The sequence below is a fragment of the Arthrobacter sp. ISL-48 genome (genome assembly GCF_018613805.1).
GTDB lineage: Bacteria > Actinomycetota > Actinomycetes > Actinomycetales > Micrococcaceae > Arthrobacter.
Genome location: NZ_JAGGPL010000021.1, coordinates 14754 through 27899 on the forward strand (window position 1 = coordinate 14754; position 13146 = coordinate 27899).

General features: G+C 66.1%; 16 protein-coding genes. 3 read left to right on the plus strand and 13 right to left on the minus strand.

What is annotated here, in order from left to right; genetic code table 11:
• Positions 1–8 precede the first annotated feature (8 nt).
• The 10 genes from J7E83_RS17410 to J7E83_RS17450 are packed head-to-tail and all read right to left on the minus strand — an operon-like array spanning position 9 to position 8473.
• Positions 9–509, minus strand: coding sequence for a hydrogenase maturation protease (locus J7E83_RS17410; protein WP_214964766.1), 501 nt, complete (start codon positions 507–509; stop codon positions 9–11).
• A gap of 7 nt (positions 510–516) precedes the next feature.
• Entirely contained in the window at positions 517–636 is a 120-nt protein-coding gene (locus J7E83_RS21630) for a DUF6893 family small protein (RefSeq protein WP_396020570.1), read from the minus strand.
• The gene (locus tag J7E83_RS17415) at positions 633–2036 is read right to left on the minus strand and encodes a hypothetical protein (protein WP_214964767.1); all 1404 of its coding nucleotides are present in this window, start codon (positions 2034–2036) and stop codon (positions 633–635) included. The genes J7E83_RS21630 and J7E83_RS17415 overlap by 4 nt, the downstream gene beginning before the upstream one ends.
• Positions 2033–2716 carry a DUF6084 family protein gene (locus J7E83_RS17420; protein ID WP_311379759.1) on the minus strand — a complete coding sequence of 228 codons (684 nt, stop codon included), beginning with the start codon at positions 2714–2716 and terminating at the stop codon, positions 2033–2035. Before J7E83_RS17420 ends, J7E83_RS17415 begins: the two co-directional genes overlap by 4 nt.
• Positions 2713–3384 carry a DUF5947 family protein gene (locus J7E83_RS17425; protein WP_311379760.1) on the minus strand — a complete coding sequence of 224 codons (672 nt, stop codon included), beginning with the start codon at positions 3382–3384 and terminating at the stop codon, positions 2713–2715. Before J7E83_RS17425 ends, J7E83_RS17420 begins: the two co-directional genes overlap by 4 nt.
• A gap of 1 nt (position 3385) precedes the next feature.
• The gene (locus J7E83_RS17430; RefSeq protein ID WP_214964769.1) at positions 3386–4333 is read right to left on the minus strand and encodes a NifU family protein; all 948 of its coding nucleotides are present in this window, start codon (positions 4331–4333) and stop codon (positions 3386–3388) included.
• Between the two features lie 6 nt (positions 4334–4339).
• On the minus strand, positions 4340–6133 hold the full coding sequence (locus tag J7E83_RS17435; RefSeq protein WP_214964771.1) for a nickel-dependent hydrogenase large subunit: 1794 nt from the start codon (positions 6131–6133) through the stop codon (positions 4340–4342).
• 27 nt (positions 6134–6160) lie between these two features.
• A complete protein-coding gene (locus tag J7E83_RS17440) occupies positions 6161–7219 on the minus strand; it encodes a hydrogenase expression protein HypE (protein WP_214964773.1) in 1059 nt (352 codons plus the stop codon).
• A 30-nt stretch (positions 7220–7249) separates the two neighbouring features.
• Positions 7250–8140 (minus strand): hydrogenase nickel incorporation protein HypB, encoded by an 891-nt coding sequence (hypB, locus tag J7E83_RS17445; protein ID WP_214964774.1) that lies wholly within the window; start codon positions 8138–8140, stop codon positions 7250–7252.
• Positions 8141–8143: 3 nt separating this feature from the next.
• Positions 8144–8473, minus strand: a complete 330-nt coding sequence (locus J7E83_RS17450; protein WP_214964776.1) for a hydrogenase maturation nickel metallochaperone HypA — start codon at positions 8471–8473, stop codon at positions 8144–8146.
• Positions 8474–8621: 148 nt separating this feature from the next.
• On the opposite strand from J7E83_RS17450, the gene J7E83_RS17455 reads away from it, so the two are divergent.
• The gene (locus J7E83_RS17455) at positions 8622–9773 is read left to right on the plus strand and encodes a HoxN/HupN/NixA family nickel/cobalt transporter (protein WP_251044044.1); all 1152 of its coding nucleotides are present in this window, start codon (positions 8622–8624) and stop codon (positions 9771–9773) included.
• Positions 9774–9798: 25 nt separating this feature from the next.
• Positions 9799–10104, plus strand: a complete 306-nt coding sequence (locus J7E83_RS17460) for a hypothetical protein (RefSeq protein ID WP_214964778.1) — start codon at positions 9799–9801, stop codon at positions 10102–10104.
• Positions 10105–10137: 33 nt separating this feature from the next.
• On the opposite strand, the gene J7E83_RS17465 is transcribed toward J7E83_RS17460, so the two are convergent.
• Positions 10138–10755 (minus strand): DedA family protein, encoded by a 618-nt coding sequence (locus J7E83_RS17465; RefSeq protein ID WP_214964780.1) that lies wholly within the window; start codon positions 10753–10755, stop codon positions 10138–10140.
• Between the two features lie 107 nt (positions 10756–10862).
• A complete protein-coding gene (locus J7E83_RS17470) occupies positions 10863–11519 on the minus strand; it encodes a hypothetical protein (protein ID WP_214964781.1) in 657 nt (218 codons plus the stop codon).
• Positions 11520–11645: 126 nt separating this feature from the next.
• Here J7E83_RS17470 and J7E83_RS17475 point away from each other — a divergent pair, with 126 nt between their 5' ends.
• Positions 11646–12176 (plus strand): O-acetyl-ADP-ribose deacetylase, encoded by a 531-nt coding sequence (locus J7E83_RS17475; RefSeq protein WP_214964783.1) that lies wholly within the window; start codon positions 11646–11648, stop codon positions 12174–12176.
• Here the strand turns inward: J7E83_RS17475 and J7E83_RS17480 are convergent.
• Positions 12148–13101 (minus strand): RluA family pseudouridine synthase, encoded by a 954-nt coding sequence (locus tag J7E83_RS17480; protein WP_214964952.1) that lies wholly within the window; start codon positions 13099–13101, stop codon positions 12148–12150. The genes J7E83_RS17475 and J7E83_RS17480 overlap by 29 nt on opposite strands.
• Between the last annotated feature and the right edge of the window lie 45 nt (positions 13102–13146).

Here is a 13146-nt window from a genome sequence, read left to right on the forward strand (position 1 = left end):
GGTCCGCCTTAGGTCTTGGAGGTGTAGTGGCTGAGGAGATCGACGACGGCGGCGACCGCCCACGGCAGTGCTGCGGCCACCGGTGGCGTCAGTCCCACGCCCTCGGTGACATCGGCCGGAACGCAGCCCACCACGTAGGTCACGGGAACCTCACCGCCCAGCGTACGGAGCTTGCCCAGGACGCTGGCAGGGTCCATGCCGTGGGGGTCCAGGGAGGCACCGCCGTCGAGATCCTCGCTGCGGATCCGGAGCACCCGGAGGCTTCCCGGAGATGACGGCCGGGACCCGTCAGGCTCTGGCCCAGAGGCTGGCGGCACCGCGTCCACCAGTACCAGCATGTCAACGCCGGCCAGGAGGTCATACGCAAGGTGCATACCGCGGATGCCGTAGTCCACCACTTCGACGCCGGGCGGAAGGGTTCCGCCCGAGGCCAGGCGGCGGGCAACTTCCGGTCCGAAGCCGTCGTCACGCAGGAACATGTTGCCAACGCCTGCAACCAGCACAGTCATTCCGGGATCACATCCGCCGTGCGTTCAAATATCGCTGGATGTCCGGAACCGACCGGATCCCCACATAGACGGCGCCGAGTGCCAACCCTGCCAGCAACGCTACGGTGGCCATTCCTATGATTCTCATGGCGGGCTTTCCTTTCCGTCGGGACCCAGGGGTTCGAGCTCTTCGGGTGAGTAGTAGAAGGATCTGCCGTAACCCTCGTGGAGGTCAGCGGCGGGATCCTGGTCGAGGACAAGGCCAACATGCGTGCTGCCGTCAACATCGAAGTGGACGTTGGTGACGCGGCCTGTCTGCCCGGCGAAGAACAGGTCTTGGGCGTCCGCGCGCCTGCTCGGGTTCACCCGGACCCTGCTGCCCCGGGCCACCGGAACCCCGTTGATGAGGACGGCGTCCAGGTGCGGCTGGACCAGCGCTTCGGCTTCGGGTGTCCACCACGCAGCTCCTGAGTCCCCGGGTGCTGGCCGGAGTTGCGGAATGTCCATGGCATGGGGACTGCGCAGGATGCCGTGGAGCTGCTGCAGCTCTTCGGGGGACATGGCCTCGCACCGGTCGATGATGGCTGCCGCCCGCGGATCCGTTGCGCGGGCCTCGGCCTTTTCCTCTTCGGTGAGGGTCAGCACGCGCAGGGTGAGGATCTCGTCGATTTCGGTGGAGTCGTACAGGGCCACTGAGCTTTCGGGGGCCACGGCGGGGTGGTCGTACAGAATGATCGGGGACACTAGCAGCACGTCCGATTGTCCTTCCGGACCGGCCAGAACGGGCCAGCACCGGTACTGCTCGCTGGCGGCCGCCGCGGCCACCGCTTTGGGCGGTGGCTCCAGCAGGGAGACGAAGTCGGCGTCCTGAAGGCTCAGGAGCAGGTGCGTGCCGATGAAGGATTCGGCGATGGCATCCTGCCTGGTCCAGCCAGTCGGCCCGGCCGCCGAAACGTTCGCCGCCGCATCATCAACCCCGACATTTTCCACCCTGACGCGCAGCCTGACCAGCCCCCCGCCGGCGGGCGCCGCTGAAAGCCTCACCTGAGCGTGAAGCGGACGACGACGGCGGACCAGCCTCCCTGCCAGCCGCCCCGAAGCGTCGCGGAGTTCCTCGGTGTCCTCGCCGCCGGAAACCTTCACAGGCAGAACCGACTCCCACCTGAGCCCCTCCACAGCCAACGGCCCGAGCGTGACTTCCCGTTCCACGGCTTCGTCCCAGCTCAGCCAGCGGGCGGCGCCGACCGCGAGCTCATCCACCGCCGTGAACCCGCCGTCGTCGTCCGTTTCCTCGACCGACCGGCTCTGAAGCTGCAAAAAGCGCAGGTGGACTTCAGCGGCGGCCTGCAGTCCAGGGGTGAGCAGGCAGTCGGCGAACATGTCCGGCTCCTCGCCCGTGCCGGCTGCGGAGGCGCCGGGCGGGCCGAGAATGCCGAACTGCCACCGGGCCTGGTTCTTCTGCGAGGACGCGCGGTACGGGTAGAGCAGGTAGCCCTCGTACAGGACGGCATCGGCCACGGCTCGGGCAAGGCCCAGGCTCATGTTCATGGCACCGGGTCTCCTGACCATGCCGCCGGGGCTACCGCGGCAGGGGATACCACGGCGGCATTTTCCAGCAGGCTTTCCATGGTGGCATCCCAGGAGGTCAGGCCCCGGGCCGCCTTGTAGTGCGACAGCGCAGCCAGCACATCCCGGTCCAGGCGGAGCCAGCCGGTGTTGGGGAAGTAGTGGTCCATGAGCCGGCGCCAGGCGTCCACGGGAAGCCGGTAGGAGGCCTCCAGGTCCCACGGCACCTGTTCCACGCCGAAGCCGGCCTGGCCCTTGGTGAAAACCGTGCCGGAGAACAGCAGCTCCAGCGGAATCAAGCCGCCGTGCAGGGACTGCAGGTATTTGGCGGCGGAAACCTCGAAGTCAAAGGTGCAGGGCAGTGGGAGCCGCACCTCGGTTTCCCCGGTGAAGCCCTGGACCATGGTGCTGCACTGCAGCCAGAGGAAAGACTTGAGGGTGGTGGGCCAGCGGCTGCGCTCGCCGAATAGGTCAAGCAGGCCTGCTTCTTCCTCGGGCGCGTAGCCGCGGCGCTGGGGCAGGATCCGGACCTGGGACCGCAGGGCGATGGCGTGTACCGCGGCACCGGTGGATTCGGTCACGCGCAGCGTCGCGGTGAACTGGGGTGCGGCCGCGTACGGTTCGGGCTGGATGTCCAGGACCTCGAACGCCAGTGCAATCACTGGGGCCCTCCCGACGTTGATTCCCTGATGGTTTCGTGGACCGGCTTGCTGCGGCTGCTGACCCGGTCGAAGAAAGCGGTGAGCTGGTCGCGGGCCTCCTGGCCGCCGTCGAACCCCCGCCACAGGCGCCGCAGGTGGCCCACCAGCTCGTAACAGGCGTCTACGGGGACCAGATGGCAATCGGCCTCGGGGTGGTCGTTGCCGGGTCCCCGGATCAGGAGCGCCTCAGTGTCCGGGGCCGCTATGGACAGGGCGGGATTCCGCGCCATCACGGCATCCCACGCGTCGAGGGGCAGCTCGGATTCGGTGGCGCCGGCAGGGCCAGGATAGAACGCAACCGTCCGCTCCATTCTGGAACTGCGGAAGAAGAACGCCAGTCCCACGGGGATCTCCAGCTCGTCCCACTGGCCCGGGCCAAGCTCAAAATCGGGGAAGGACAGGTACCGGTCCGGCACCGACCTGTACCGGAGGTGGGCGTTGCTGTCCGTGAAAAGCAGGTAGCACGGCCGGCAGGTGCACATCATGGCGTGGCTGTCCAGGTCCACGACGTGCTGATGTTCGGCGGCGATGGGCTCCCCGCACATTTCGCAGCGCTCGCCAGCGGGTGCTGCCGGCGGCGCGGCAGCGATCCGGCGCAACAGCGCAACGGGCAGCCCGGGCGTCTCCACGTCAGCCGCCCTTCCCTGCCGCAACCGGCACGGCTACGGACATCACACCGCTCCGCACAAGCAGCGGGAGCGGGTCCAGGTGCAGGCTCCGGTCTTCAAGGCAGGAGCCGGCCTGGCGGACGTCGAAGTGTGCGCGGCAGGTGGGGCAGCGCAGGAGTCCTGCGCCGGCCGGGGCTGCGAGGGCGCGCTGCAGGGCTGCGCCAGCCATGGACCCGGCGCATCGCGGACAGTAGTCCCGGTATGCATAGACGTCCTGCCCGGTCCGGCAGGCCAGGAGCGAATAGCCACCCACCAGGAACCCGGCCACGTCGCCGGGTTCCAGATCGGCGACTCCGGGGACGGGCTCCCAGGATCCTTCCGGCTGGTCATGCCAGCCGTTGCCCGCGGCGCTTGGGTCAGCGTGGTTCATCCGGACCAGCAGGGCGTCAACCGGGATCAAGGCAGGCGTGGCGGCGTGCTTTTCCGCTTCCATCACTTCGATGGCCGTTACCTCCGGGGCCGCCGTTTCAATCGCCTCCTCGACGGCGAACTTCAGGGTGACGGACGACGACGGGCAGCCTTGGCAGGTGCCGAGCAGCTTCAACCGCACTACACCCTCCGGGCTGATGTCCAGCAGTTCGACGTCCCCGCCATGGGAGCCCAGGTAGGGCCGGACGCTGTCCAGAGCCCCGGCTACCCTTGTCTCCATCGACTCGGGATGCAGCCCGTGGATGATCAGCAGGCCGGACACCAGTTCGTCGGAGGCGAGCGCCGCCAGCGTGCCGTCGTCGAGCTTTCCTTGCTCGTCGAGGATTTCCAGCATGCGTTCCAGCCCCGAGCCGTACATGGCGGTGACCTGGCGGACCAGGTCTTCGGCGCGCCCGCGGGCAACCGCCCCGCCGGCTCCGAGGGCGTCGAGGAGGGTGCCTATCCGTTCGCCGGTCTGTAGCGGCCGGTCCCCGCCGGGCATGGCAGGTTACTCTCCGGTGAGCGCTTGAGTGGGCGAGTGGAGCTTTTCCAGGGTCTGGCCGTTGCCCAGGTACATGTGGACACCACAAGGCAGGCACGGGTCAAAGCTGCGGACGGTCCGCATGATGTCGATGCCTTTGAAGTGCTCGCGGTCGTTCTCCTCGAAGATCGGCTGGCCCTGCACCGCGTCCTCGTAGGGGCCGGAAACCCCGGCCGAGTCCGTGGGGCTGGCGTTCCAGGGGGTGGGCGGGTACGGATGGTAGTTGGCGATCTTGCCGTCGCGGATCACCATGTGGTGCGAGAGGACGCCGCGGACCGCTTCGGTAAAGCCGCAGCTGATGGCCTCGTCCGGAACCGTGAAGGTCTCCCACGTCTTGGTCCGGCCGGCCCGGATTTCCTCCAGCGCCTTCTCGGCGAAGTGCAGTGCCGCTGCGGCCGCGTAGGCCTGGAAGTAGGTGCGGGCCCGGTTGCGTTCCAGGGTGTTGCTCCACTGGGGGATGTTCCATTCGAAAGAAACAGGACCCTTGAGCGCAGTTTTGGGGAGGTTGATTTGCACGCTCGTGCCGGTTGCCTTGATGTAGCCGATGTCCACCAGGCCGGCGAGCGCCGTGGCCCAGAGCCGTGCCAGGGGGCCGCCGCCGGTGTCCAGGGCAAGGTTGTCCTGGCCGTCGAACCAGCGAGGGGACATAACCCAGCTGTACTTTTCCTTGAGGTCCCTTTTCTGCGGCCTGGGGTTGGTGTGCTGGTTCCAGGGGTGGCGGCGGTCCACTGGATTACCCAGCGGATCGTGGGTCACAAACATTTCCTGGTCTTCCCAGTCCTCGTAGTAGGAGGACCCCAGCATGATGCGGATGCCCAGGTTGATGCGGACCAGGTCCGTGGTGACCAGCTTGCCGTCCACCACCACGCCCGGAGTGACGAACATCTTGCGGCCCCACTGGGTCATGTCCTTGTACTCGAAGTTGCAGTAGTCGGGGTCCTGGAGGGAGCCCCAGCATCCCAGCAGCGTCCGGCGCAGGCCTACCTGTTCGTAGCCCGGCAGCGCCTCGTAGAAGAAATCGAAAAGGTCGTCGTGCATGGGGACTACCTTTTTCATGAATTCCACGTACCGCATGAGCCGGGTGATGTAGTCCGTCATGAGCTGGATGGTGGCCACGGTTCCCACCCCGCCCGGGTAGAGCGTGGACGGATGCACGTGGCGGCCTTCCATGAGGCAGAACATCTCGCGGGTGGCCCGGCTGACCTGCAGCGCCTCGCGATAGAACTCCCCGGTGAACGGATTCAGGGAGCGCATGATGTCCGCGATGGTCCGGTAACCGTGGTCGGCCTCGTGCGGGGCGCGCGTATTTTCAGCCTTGGCCAGGACTCCGGGGTTGGTTTCGGAAACCATTCTTTCGCAGTAGTCCACGCCCACCAGGTTTTCCTGGAAGATGTTGTGGTCGAACATGTACTCCGCCGCCTCGCCCAGGTTGACGATCCACTCACCCAGGTTTGGAGGCTTCACGCCGTAGGCCATGTTCTGCGCGTAGCAGGAGCAGGTTGCGTGGTTGTCGCCGCAGATCCCGCAGATGCGGCTGGTGATGAAGTGGGCGTCCCGGGGGTCCTTGCCCTTCATGAAGATGGAGTATCCGCGGAAGATCGAGGACGTGCTCTTGCACTCCACCACCTGCTTGTTCGCAAAGTCGATCTTCGTGTAGATGCCCAGGCTGCCGACAATCCTGGTGATGGGATCCCAGGCCATCTCCACAAGGTTGCTGTTGTCTGTCCCGCTCCCGGACGGCATTGGAATCGTTGAGGTCATGTTCTTCACCTGTCTGGAAAGGGGTGGTCACCAAGTGCGCTGTGCGCCGGTCAGGAGTTCACGCCCGGGCCGGCGCCACTTGGGCTCCTGGTCCAGCGTGTGGGTGGTGATGCCGCGCAACGCCCTGATGGCGGCTCCGTAGGGGCGGATAGTGCTGGTTGAGAGCTTGCCTCCGGGGGGTTCGTCCATAAACGGCATGAACTTGTCCGGGAAGCCCGGCATGGTGCAGCCGATGCAGATGCCGCCAACGTTCGGGCAGCCGCCGATCCCGTTCATCCATCCACGCTTGGGAACGTTGCACTTGACCACCGGACCCCAGCAGCCTAGCTTGACGATGCACTTGGGGGAGCCGTACTCGGTGGCGAAGTCGCCCTGCTCGTAGTAGCCCGCCCGGTCGCAGCCTTCATGGACTGTTTTCCCAAACAGCCAGGTGGGTCGCAGGGCGTCGTCCAGGGGGATCATCGGGGCCTGTCCGGTGGCCTGGTACAGGAGGTAGGTCATCGTTTCGGAGAGGTTGTCCGGCTGGATGGGGCAGCCGGGCACGCAAACGATGGGAATGCCGGCCTTGGATTTCCAGTCGTAGCCCAGGTAGTCCGGGACGCCCATGGCGCCGGTGGGGTTTCCCGCCATGGCATGGATGCCGCCGTATGTAGCGCAGGTACCCGCGGCGATGATGGCGGTTGCCTTGGGCGCCAGCCGGTCCAGCCACTCGCTCGTGGTGATCGGCTGTCCGGTGGCAAGATCGTTGCCGAACCCGCACCAGTAGCCGCCAGCGTCGTGCAGCTTTTCGTTGGGGATGGACCCTTCAACCACCAGGACAAACGGCTCCAGCTCTCCGCGGTCCGCCTTGCGGAACCACTCCAGGAAGTCGTCCGCCCCTTCCTGGGGGCCGCATTCGAAGTCGATCAGGGGCCAGTGCATGGCGATGCGGGGCAGGCCCGGCAGTGCTCCGAGGGCGATCTCCTCCACGCTGGGCTGGGTAGCCGCGGTCAGGGCGACGGAATCGCCGTCGCAGCTCAATCCTGCGTTGATCCACAGCACGTGAATCAGGGTTTCTTCGGCCTTGAGGGAAGTCTCCGTAGGCATCGTTGCCTCTTTCCGCGGCCCGTGAGGGGCTCAGTGTGATTCTGTCAGGGACTCTTCCAGAGACCCTGTCCCGGTCTCTGTCCGGGCGGTGCGGCCGTCCAGCCAGTCATACCAGGCGGCAAGGCCGTCGCCGGTAGTGGCCGAGAGGACCAGGAATTGCGCGTGCGCGTTGAGGTGACGAATGCGGTGTAGGCACTCGTCGACGTCGAAATCGACGTAGGGGAGCAGGTCAGACTTGTTGATGATCACCAAGTCAGCTGCGATGAACATGTGCGGGTACTTCTGCGGTTTGTCATCACCTTCCGTCACTGAGACGACTACTACTTTGGCTGCTTCGCCCAGGTCGAAAAGGGCCGGGCAGACGAGATTTCCCACATTCTCAATGAACACGGTTGAACCCATCGGCGGATCGAGAGCGTCGAGCCCGCGGCGGAGCATATCGGCGTCGAGGTGGCAGCCCGCCCCGGTGTTGATCTGCACCACGGGCCGTCCGGCGGTGCGGATGCGGTCTGCGTCGAGAGAGGTTTCCTGGTCCCCCTCGATGACTCCGGCCCGCAGCCGGTCGCCGAGCTCCGTGAGGGTGCGCACCAGCAGCGTGGTCTTTCCGGCGCCGGGGGAACTCATCATGTTCAAGGCCCGGACCCTCCGTCCAGCAAGCCAGCCGCGGTTCCTCTCCGCGAGCAGGTCATTCTTGGCCAGCAGGTTCTGCTCCAGGGGGATGAGCTCGGGTGCGTGGTTGTTACCGGCAGTGTGCGGATGATCGTGTTCGCGGGAGTGGATGTGTTCGTGGCTGTGGGTGTGCCCGTCATGGGTATGTGCCTGCCCCTGTTCGTGGGTATGCACATGCGCCTGCGCGCCCGGGACTTCGAGCGAGTACACCCTGGGGGCGGCCTCGTCGCCGCAGCCGCACGTGGTACACATTGCCTACGCCACCTCCACCGACATCAGCATAAGTTCGCGCCCGCTGACTACTTCGACGTCCGCGCTGCCGCACGGGCAGAGCAGGAACATGTCCGGGAGCAGGAAGGCGTTGCCGCACGTGCGGCAACGCCCCCGACCCTGCGGCTCATCGATCTCCAGCCGTGCACCAGCCAAGGTGGTGCCCGCGGATACAACATCAAAACAGAAACGGAGGGCATCAGGGAGGACTCCGGACAACGGCCCGATCCGAAGGTTGACACCCGTGACTGCCTGGCCGCCGGTCCTGTCCAGAACCGCGTCTATGAGGCTTTGTACGATCGAGAGTTCGTGCATCGGGAGTGCCCCCTCTCTTGCCAAGATAGGCTCGTCCCGGGTTTAACGCAACCTCATTATTTGACAGCTGTGGATGTATCGGATACGGGCGTATAGTCGTCCCATATTCTGCAGTGTCGCGGAAGTCGCGGAAGCCGGAGGCCCGGAAATGAAGCAGCCGGAGGCTGAAAACTTCAGGCAGCCCGAAGCCCGGTCCAGGCCGTCCCGATCCTCCCTGACCGGCCGGGAACGGGCATCAATCGGTGGAATGGCATCCGTTGTGCTGCTCCTGCATGTCGCTGGCTGGGGAGTGCTGCTGATGGTGGGGGCGCCGGAGAATCTTCCGGCGTCGTCGTCCGGGGTATTCGGTGTTGGCCTCGGGGTTGCCGCCTACACGTTGGGGCTCCGTCACGCTTTCGACGCCGACCATATCGCAGCCATCGACAACACGACCCGCAAGCTCTCCGGTGACGGGCATGAGGGAGACAGGCCCATGTCTGTGGGCTTCTGGTTTTCGTTGGGCCACTCGAGCATCGTGTTTGGACTGTGCGCGTTGCTGGCAGCCGGAATCAGGAGCCTATCGGACCAGGGGGCGGTGGTGGTGGGCGAAACCCAGGTGAGCCTCCAGCTTTTCGGGACGGCGGTCTCTGGGGTCTTTCTCTACCTCATTGGCGTCCTGAACCTTGCCATCCTCGTCGATGTGCTCAGATCGGCACGGCGCCCGAGGGCCTGCGAGGACAACGGCGCCAGCCTGGAAAACCAGCCGGCCACCGGAGGTTTGCTGACAAGGATCTTCGGCCGTCTGACCCGGCTGATCACCAGGCCGTGGCAGATGTATGGCGTGGGTCTGCTGTTCGGGCTGGGGTTTGACACCGCCACGGAGGTGAGCCTGCTGATCCTGGCCGCGGGGGCAGCGGCGTCCGCCCTGCCCTGGTACGCGATCCTCACGCTGCCCGTGCTCTTCGCAGCGGGCATGAGCCTGCTGGATTCGCTCGACGGCTGCTTCATGACCCTCGCGTACCGCTGGGCGCTGTCCAAACCGGTCCGCAGGATCTATTACAACGTGGTGGTGACCGGGCTGTCCGTGGCAGTTGCGCTCGGAATCGGATCCGTCCAGCTGATATCCCTCCTGGTGGACAGCACCGGTATCCGCTCCGGGCCGCTGGCTGTGATCGGCCGACTCGACCTGACCGCCATCGGATACACCACGGTGGCGCTCTTCATCTTCACATGGCTCGTTGCCTTGGGCATATGGCGCTTCGGCCACATCGAGGAACGCTGGTCCGTGCCCGTCCGGGACAGCGGCGCACAGCAGGACTAGGTGCGGCCGGGATAGGGTTGACGGCATGCCGTCGTTCCAGACCCGCCTGAAGATCACCGGCCTCAAGCCCGGGAACCCGCCGGAAGCGGTGATGGCCGCCGCCGTCGAGGCACTTGAGACCCGCCACCACGTGGAGTCCAACCAGTTGGGCATTGCCGGCGGGGTCCCGCAACTGAACCTCCGGTTCCTGGTAGAGCCCACCGGATACAACGTCGAGAACCAGCAGGCGCGTGAGTCTGCGGCGATGATGCGCGACGCCGTCGAACGGGTTGCGCTGACCGGCTCACTCATGGTGCTACGCCGCAAGCGCGGCCGCTGGGCGCCCGTTTAGACCCGGCAACTCAGGCCCCGGTGGGCCAGGAATTCAGGCCGGACCGCCGGGCTCGTCGACGGGCGAGCGGGTGCCGCGCTTGCGCGTCACAATTATTCCGACGACGACGCCGATCACCAGGCCCAGCGCCACACCGATCAGGGAGCTGGCCCAGAAAGGTAGCTTGGTGGCGGACCCGGTGAAGTAGCCCAGGCCTACCAGCCAGCTGGCCCACAACAACGCGCCCAGGCCGGCACACAGGCTGTATCCACGGACGGAAACGTCTGCGATCCCTGCCGCGGCTGATGTCGCCAGCCGGCCGCCGGGGAGGAATCTTGCGCCGATGATGGTCCCGTACGTGGAGGAGCGTCCGGCCTTGGCGATGGCCTGATGGATGCCGCTGTGGACCTTCCGGCCCCAGCGCCAGCGGTCCAGGACATGGCTCAGCCGGCGCTTGAACAGCTGGAACACCACCATATCTCCGATCCAGGAAGCCACCGCGGACAGGGCCGCCACCACGAACACATTGGCCCGGCCGTCCGCGGAGAGCGCCCCTCCGGTGATCACTACCATTTCGGACGGGATGGGCGGGAAAATGGCGTCGCCGAGCACCAGGGGGATGATCCAGAAATAGATCGCGGCTCCCCAGCTGTCGGCATTGCCAAAGTCCATGGCCACAAAGTACCGCACTTCCGGCCGGCAGGCGGAGGCGCCCGGCGGGTTGGCGGGCGGGCGGTTCGCGGTAGGCGAGTCGGCGGCAGGCCGTGCCTGTGGCCGTGTCAGGCTTCGAGGAACCCTCCGGGCGCCGTCGCTTCTTCAGGAACATGGCTAAGGTGCCGGCCTGCGAGGAAGTACCAGTAAGGCCAGGCGACCCAGGCAGCGGCCCCCAAGGCCACCCCGGCTCCGCCAACACCCCAGCGGATCCATGCCGGTGCCTGCTCAGCGACGGCCAGACCGACCAAAGGGAGGGCGACCACCAGGGCTCCGCCGATGGTCTTCCCTAGCTTTGCAAGCCCACGTGGATAGCCGCTGGCCTTCGACAGCGCCCGGTGGGCCAGCAGGAACCAGGCCGCCTGGACGATCATTGCTCCGACCGAGATGGCTGTGGATGTCTTGAAATCGAGCTGCTTGAAGACGAGCAGGAACGAACTGGCGGATCCTGAGGCACAAGCCGTTACCACCAGCCATTTCCCAGCCTCGGAGCCCGGTGTGCGGGGTAGGCGGCGATGGACCTGGACTATCACGGGGATGATGACCACGCTGAAGACACCACCGGTTGCGTCGTTAATGGTGCCGAAGATGTAGGGTCCGTTTCGAGGCACCTCAACGGCGTACATTGCGCCGAGCGTGGCCACGCCGAGGGTGCCCAGGCCCGCTGCGGCGTAGGCGAATTTGGAGGCTGTGCGGTCCCCGGGGATTTCGATGAGCTGGTCCATGATGTTTCCTCACCTTGTGCCTACTGCCGCGGACCGTTCGGAAATCATGCAAATCAGGCCCCGGACCCCCAAGGATATTCCTGCTCCGGCCTGTCATCCAGAGGCCACCGGTGGGAGACTGGCGGCATGCGGACCCGGATTATCCAGGGCGATATCACCACCCGTGCCGTGGACGCGATCGTGAACGCGGCCAACTCCGGCTTGCTGGGCGGCGGCGGAGTGGACGGGGCCATCCACCGGGCAGCCGGACCAGAACTGCTGGCCGCCTGCCGGGAACTCCGAGCTACGGACCTGCAGCACGGGCTGGCGGCCGGTGCCGCCGTCGCCACCCCGGGCTTCCGGCTCCCGGCGCGATGGGTCATCCATACTGTAGGCCCAAACCGCCACGCCGGGCAGACCAACAAGGCGCTCCTGGTTTCCTGTTTCAGCGAAAGCTTGCGCCTGGCGGATGCGCTGGGGGCCCGTTCTCTTGCTTTTCCGGCCGTGGGAGGTGGGGTCTACGGATGGGCCGGGCGCAAGGTGGCGGAAGCAGCCCCCGACGCCGTCACCGGGTTTGCTGCCTCCCGTCCAGGAAGCGCACTGGAGCTGGTGGAATTTGTGCTGTTCAGCCCGGAGATGGAGGACGACTTCAACGCCGTGTGGGTACAGCCTCGCTGAGTTGCAGGCGGCTGCGGTACTCCACAGGCCTGCCCGAGACGGGGTCAACAAAGCGGATTCCGCGGGCCAGGAGCTGCAGCGGCCGTGCGTAGTCGTCCGGAGCCTTGTCCAACAGGTCGGGATAGAACGCGTCGTTCACTATGCCTAAACCGAGTGAAGCCATGTGCACCCGCAGCTGGTGAGTCTTCCCCGAGTGAGGTTCAAGGCGGTACAGCGCGCGGCGGACGGGCCCAGCGGCGGAAGCGCCGCCGTCGAACGTTCCCAACCGTTCGATCCGGGTCTCCGCGTTCGGTTCGCCCTCGATGACCTCGGCCAGCAGGTAGCTGCGGGACTTGGTCATCCGGTTCCGCACCACCACGGGGAAGTCGACGCCGGGATACCCGACGGCCGGCTCCGCGGCGGCCACGCATTCGTATTCCTTCTGCACCTGGCGCTTCTCGAAGAGCACTTGGTACTTGCCGCGCGTTTCAGGGTTGGTGGAGAGCAGCAGGATTCCCGCCGTCATGCGGTCCAGGCGGTGCATGGGGATCAGATCGGGCAGGTCCAGCTGGTTCCGCAGCCGGACCAGGGCAGACTCCTGGATGTAGGTGCCGCCGGGAGTGGTGGGCAGGAAGTGTGGCTTGTCCACCACCAGGAGGTGCTCGTCCTGGTGCAGGATGTTCAGCTCAACGGGGATCCGCGTTTCGGGCGGCAAGCTGCGGTAATACCAGATGAAGGTGTGGTCCTCGAGTTTCGTGGCCCGGTTGAGGGGGACGCCGCCCTCGCCCACTATCTCGCCGGCGTCGAACCTGTCCTCGATGCCCTGCGGGTCAATGTGGCCCCAGCGGTGCATCATGTAGTCCATAGCGGTGGTCCAAGGGCCCTCCTCCGGCAGGCGCAGACGGGTGGCGTTGACGCCGTCGCGCACGGGGAGGGGGGATTGCATCACTGGTCCATTCTACTTTCTGCCAGGCTGGGCCGGGATGCCGCC

Bases quoted from the DNA above. Each gene is read 5' to 3' on its own strand.
- J7E83_RS17410 (WP_214964766.1), bottom strand. From the start codon at position 509: ATGACTGTGCTGGTTGCAGGCGTTGGCAACATGTTCCTGCGTGACGAC.
- J7E83_RS21630 (WP_396020570.1), bottom strand. From the start codon at position 636: ATGAGAATCATAGGAATGGCCACCGTAGCGTTGCTGGCAGGGTTGGCA.
- J7E83_RS17415 (WP_214964767.1), bottom strand. From the start codon at position 2,036: ATGAACATGAGCCTGGGCCTTGCCCGAGCCGTGGCCGATGCCGTCCTG.
- J7E83_RS17430 (WP_214964769.1), bottom strand. From the start codon at position 4,333: ATGCCCGGCGGGGACCGGCCGCTACAGACCGGCGAACGGATAGGCACC.
- J7E83_RS17435 (WP_214964771.1), bottom strand. From the start codon at position 6,133: ATGACCTCAACGATTCCAATGCCGTCCGGGAGCGGGACAGACAACAGC.
- J7E83_RS17440 (WP_214964773.1), bottom strand. From the start codon at position 7,219: ATGCCTACGGAGACTTCCCTCAAGGCCGAAGAAACCCTGATTCACGTG.
- hypB (WP_214964774.1), bottom strand. From the start codon at position 8,140: ATGTGTACCACGTGCGGCTGCGGCGACGAGGCCGCCCCCAGGGTGTAC.
- J7E83_RS17450 (WP_214964776.1), bottom strand. From the start codon at position 8,473: ATGCACGAACTCTCGATCGTACAAAGCCTCATAGACGCGGTTCTGGAC.
- J7E83_RS17455 (WP_251044044.1), top strand. From the start codon at position 8,622: ATGAAGCAGCCGGAGGCTGAAAACTTCAGGCAGCCCGAAGCCCGGTCC.
- J7E83_RS17460 (WP_214964778.1), top strand. From the start codon at position 9,799: ATGCCGTCGTTCCAGACCCGCCTGAAGATCACCGGCCTCAAGCCCGGG.
- J7E83_RS17465 (WP_214964780.1), bottom strand. From the start codon at position 10,755: ATGGACTTTGGCAATGCCGACAGCTGGGGAGCCGCGATCTATTTCTGG.
- J7E83_RS17470 (WP_214964781.1), bottom strand. From the start codon at position 11,519: ATGGACCAGCTCATCGAAATCCCCGGGGACCGCACAGCCTCCAAATTC.
- J7E83_RS17475 (WP_214964783.1), top strand. From the start codon at position 11,646: ATGCGGACCCGGATTATCCAGGGCGATATCACCACCCGTGCCGTGGAC.
- J7E83_RS17480 (WP_214964952.1), bottom strand. From the start codon at position 13,101: ATGCAATCCCCCCTCCCCGTGCGCGACGGCGTCAACGCCACCCGTCTG.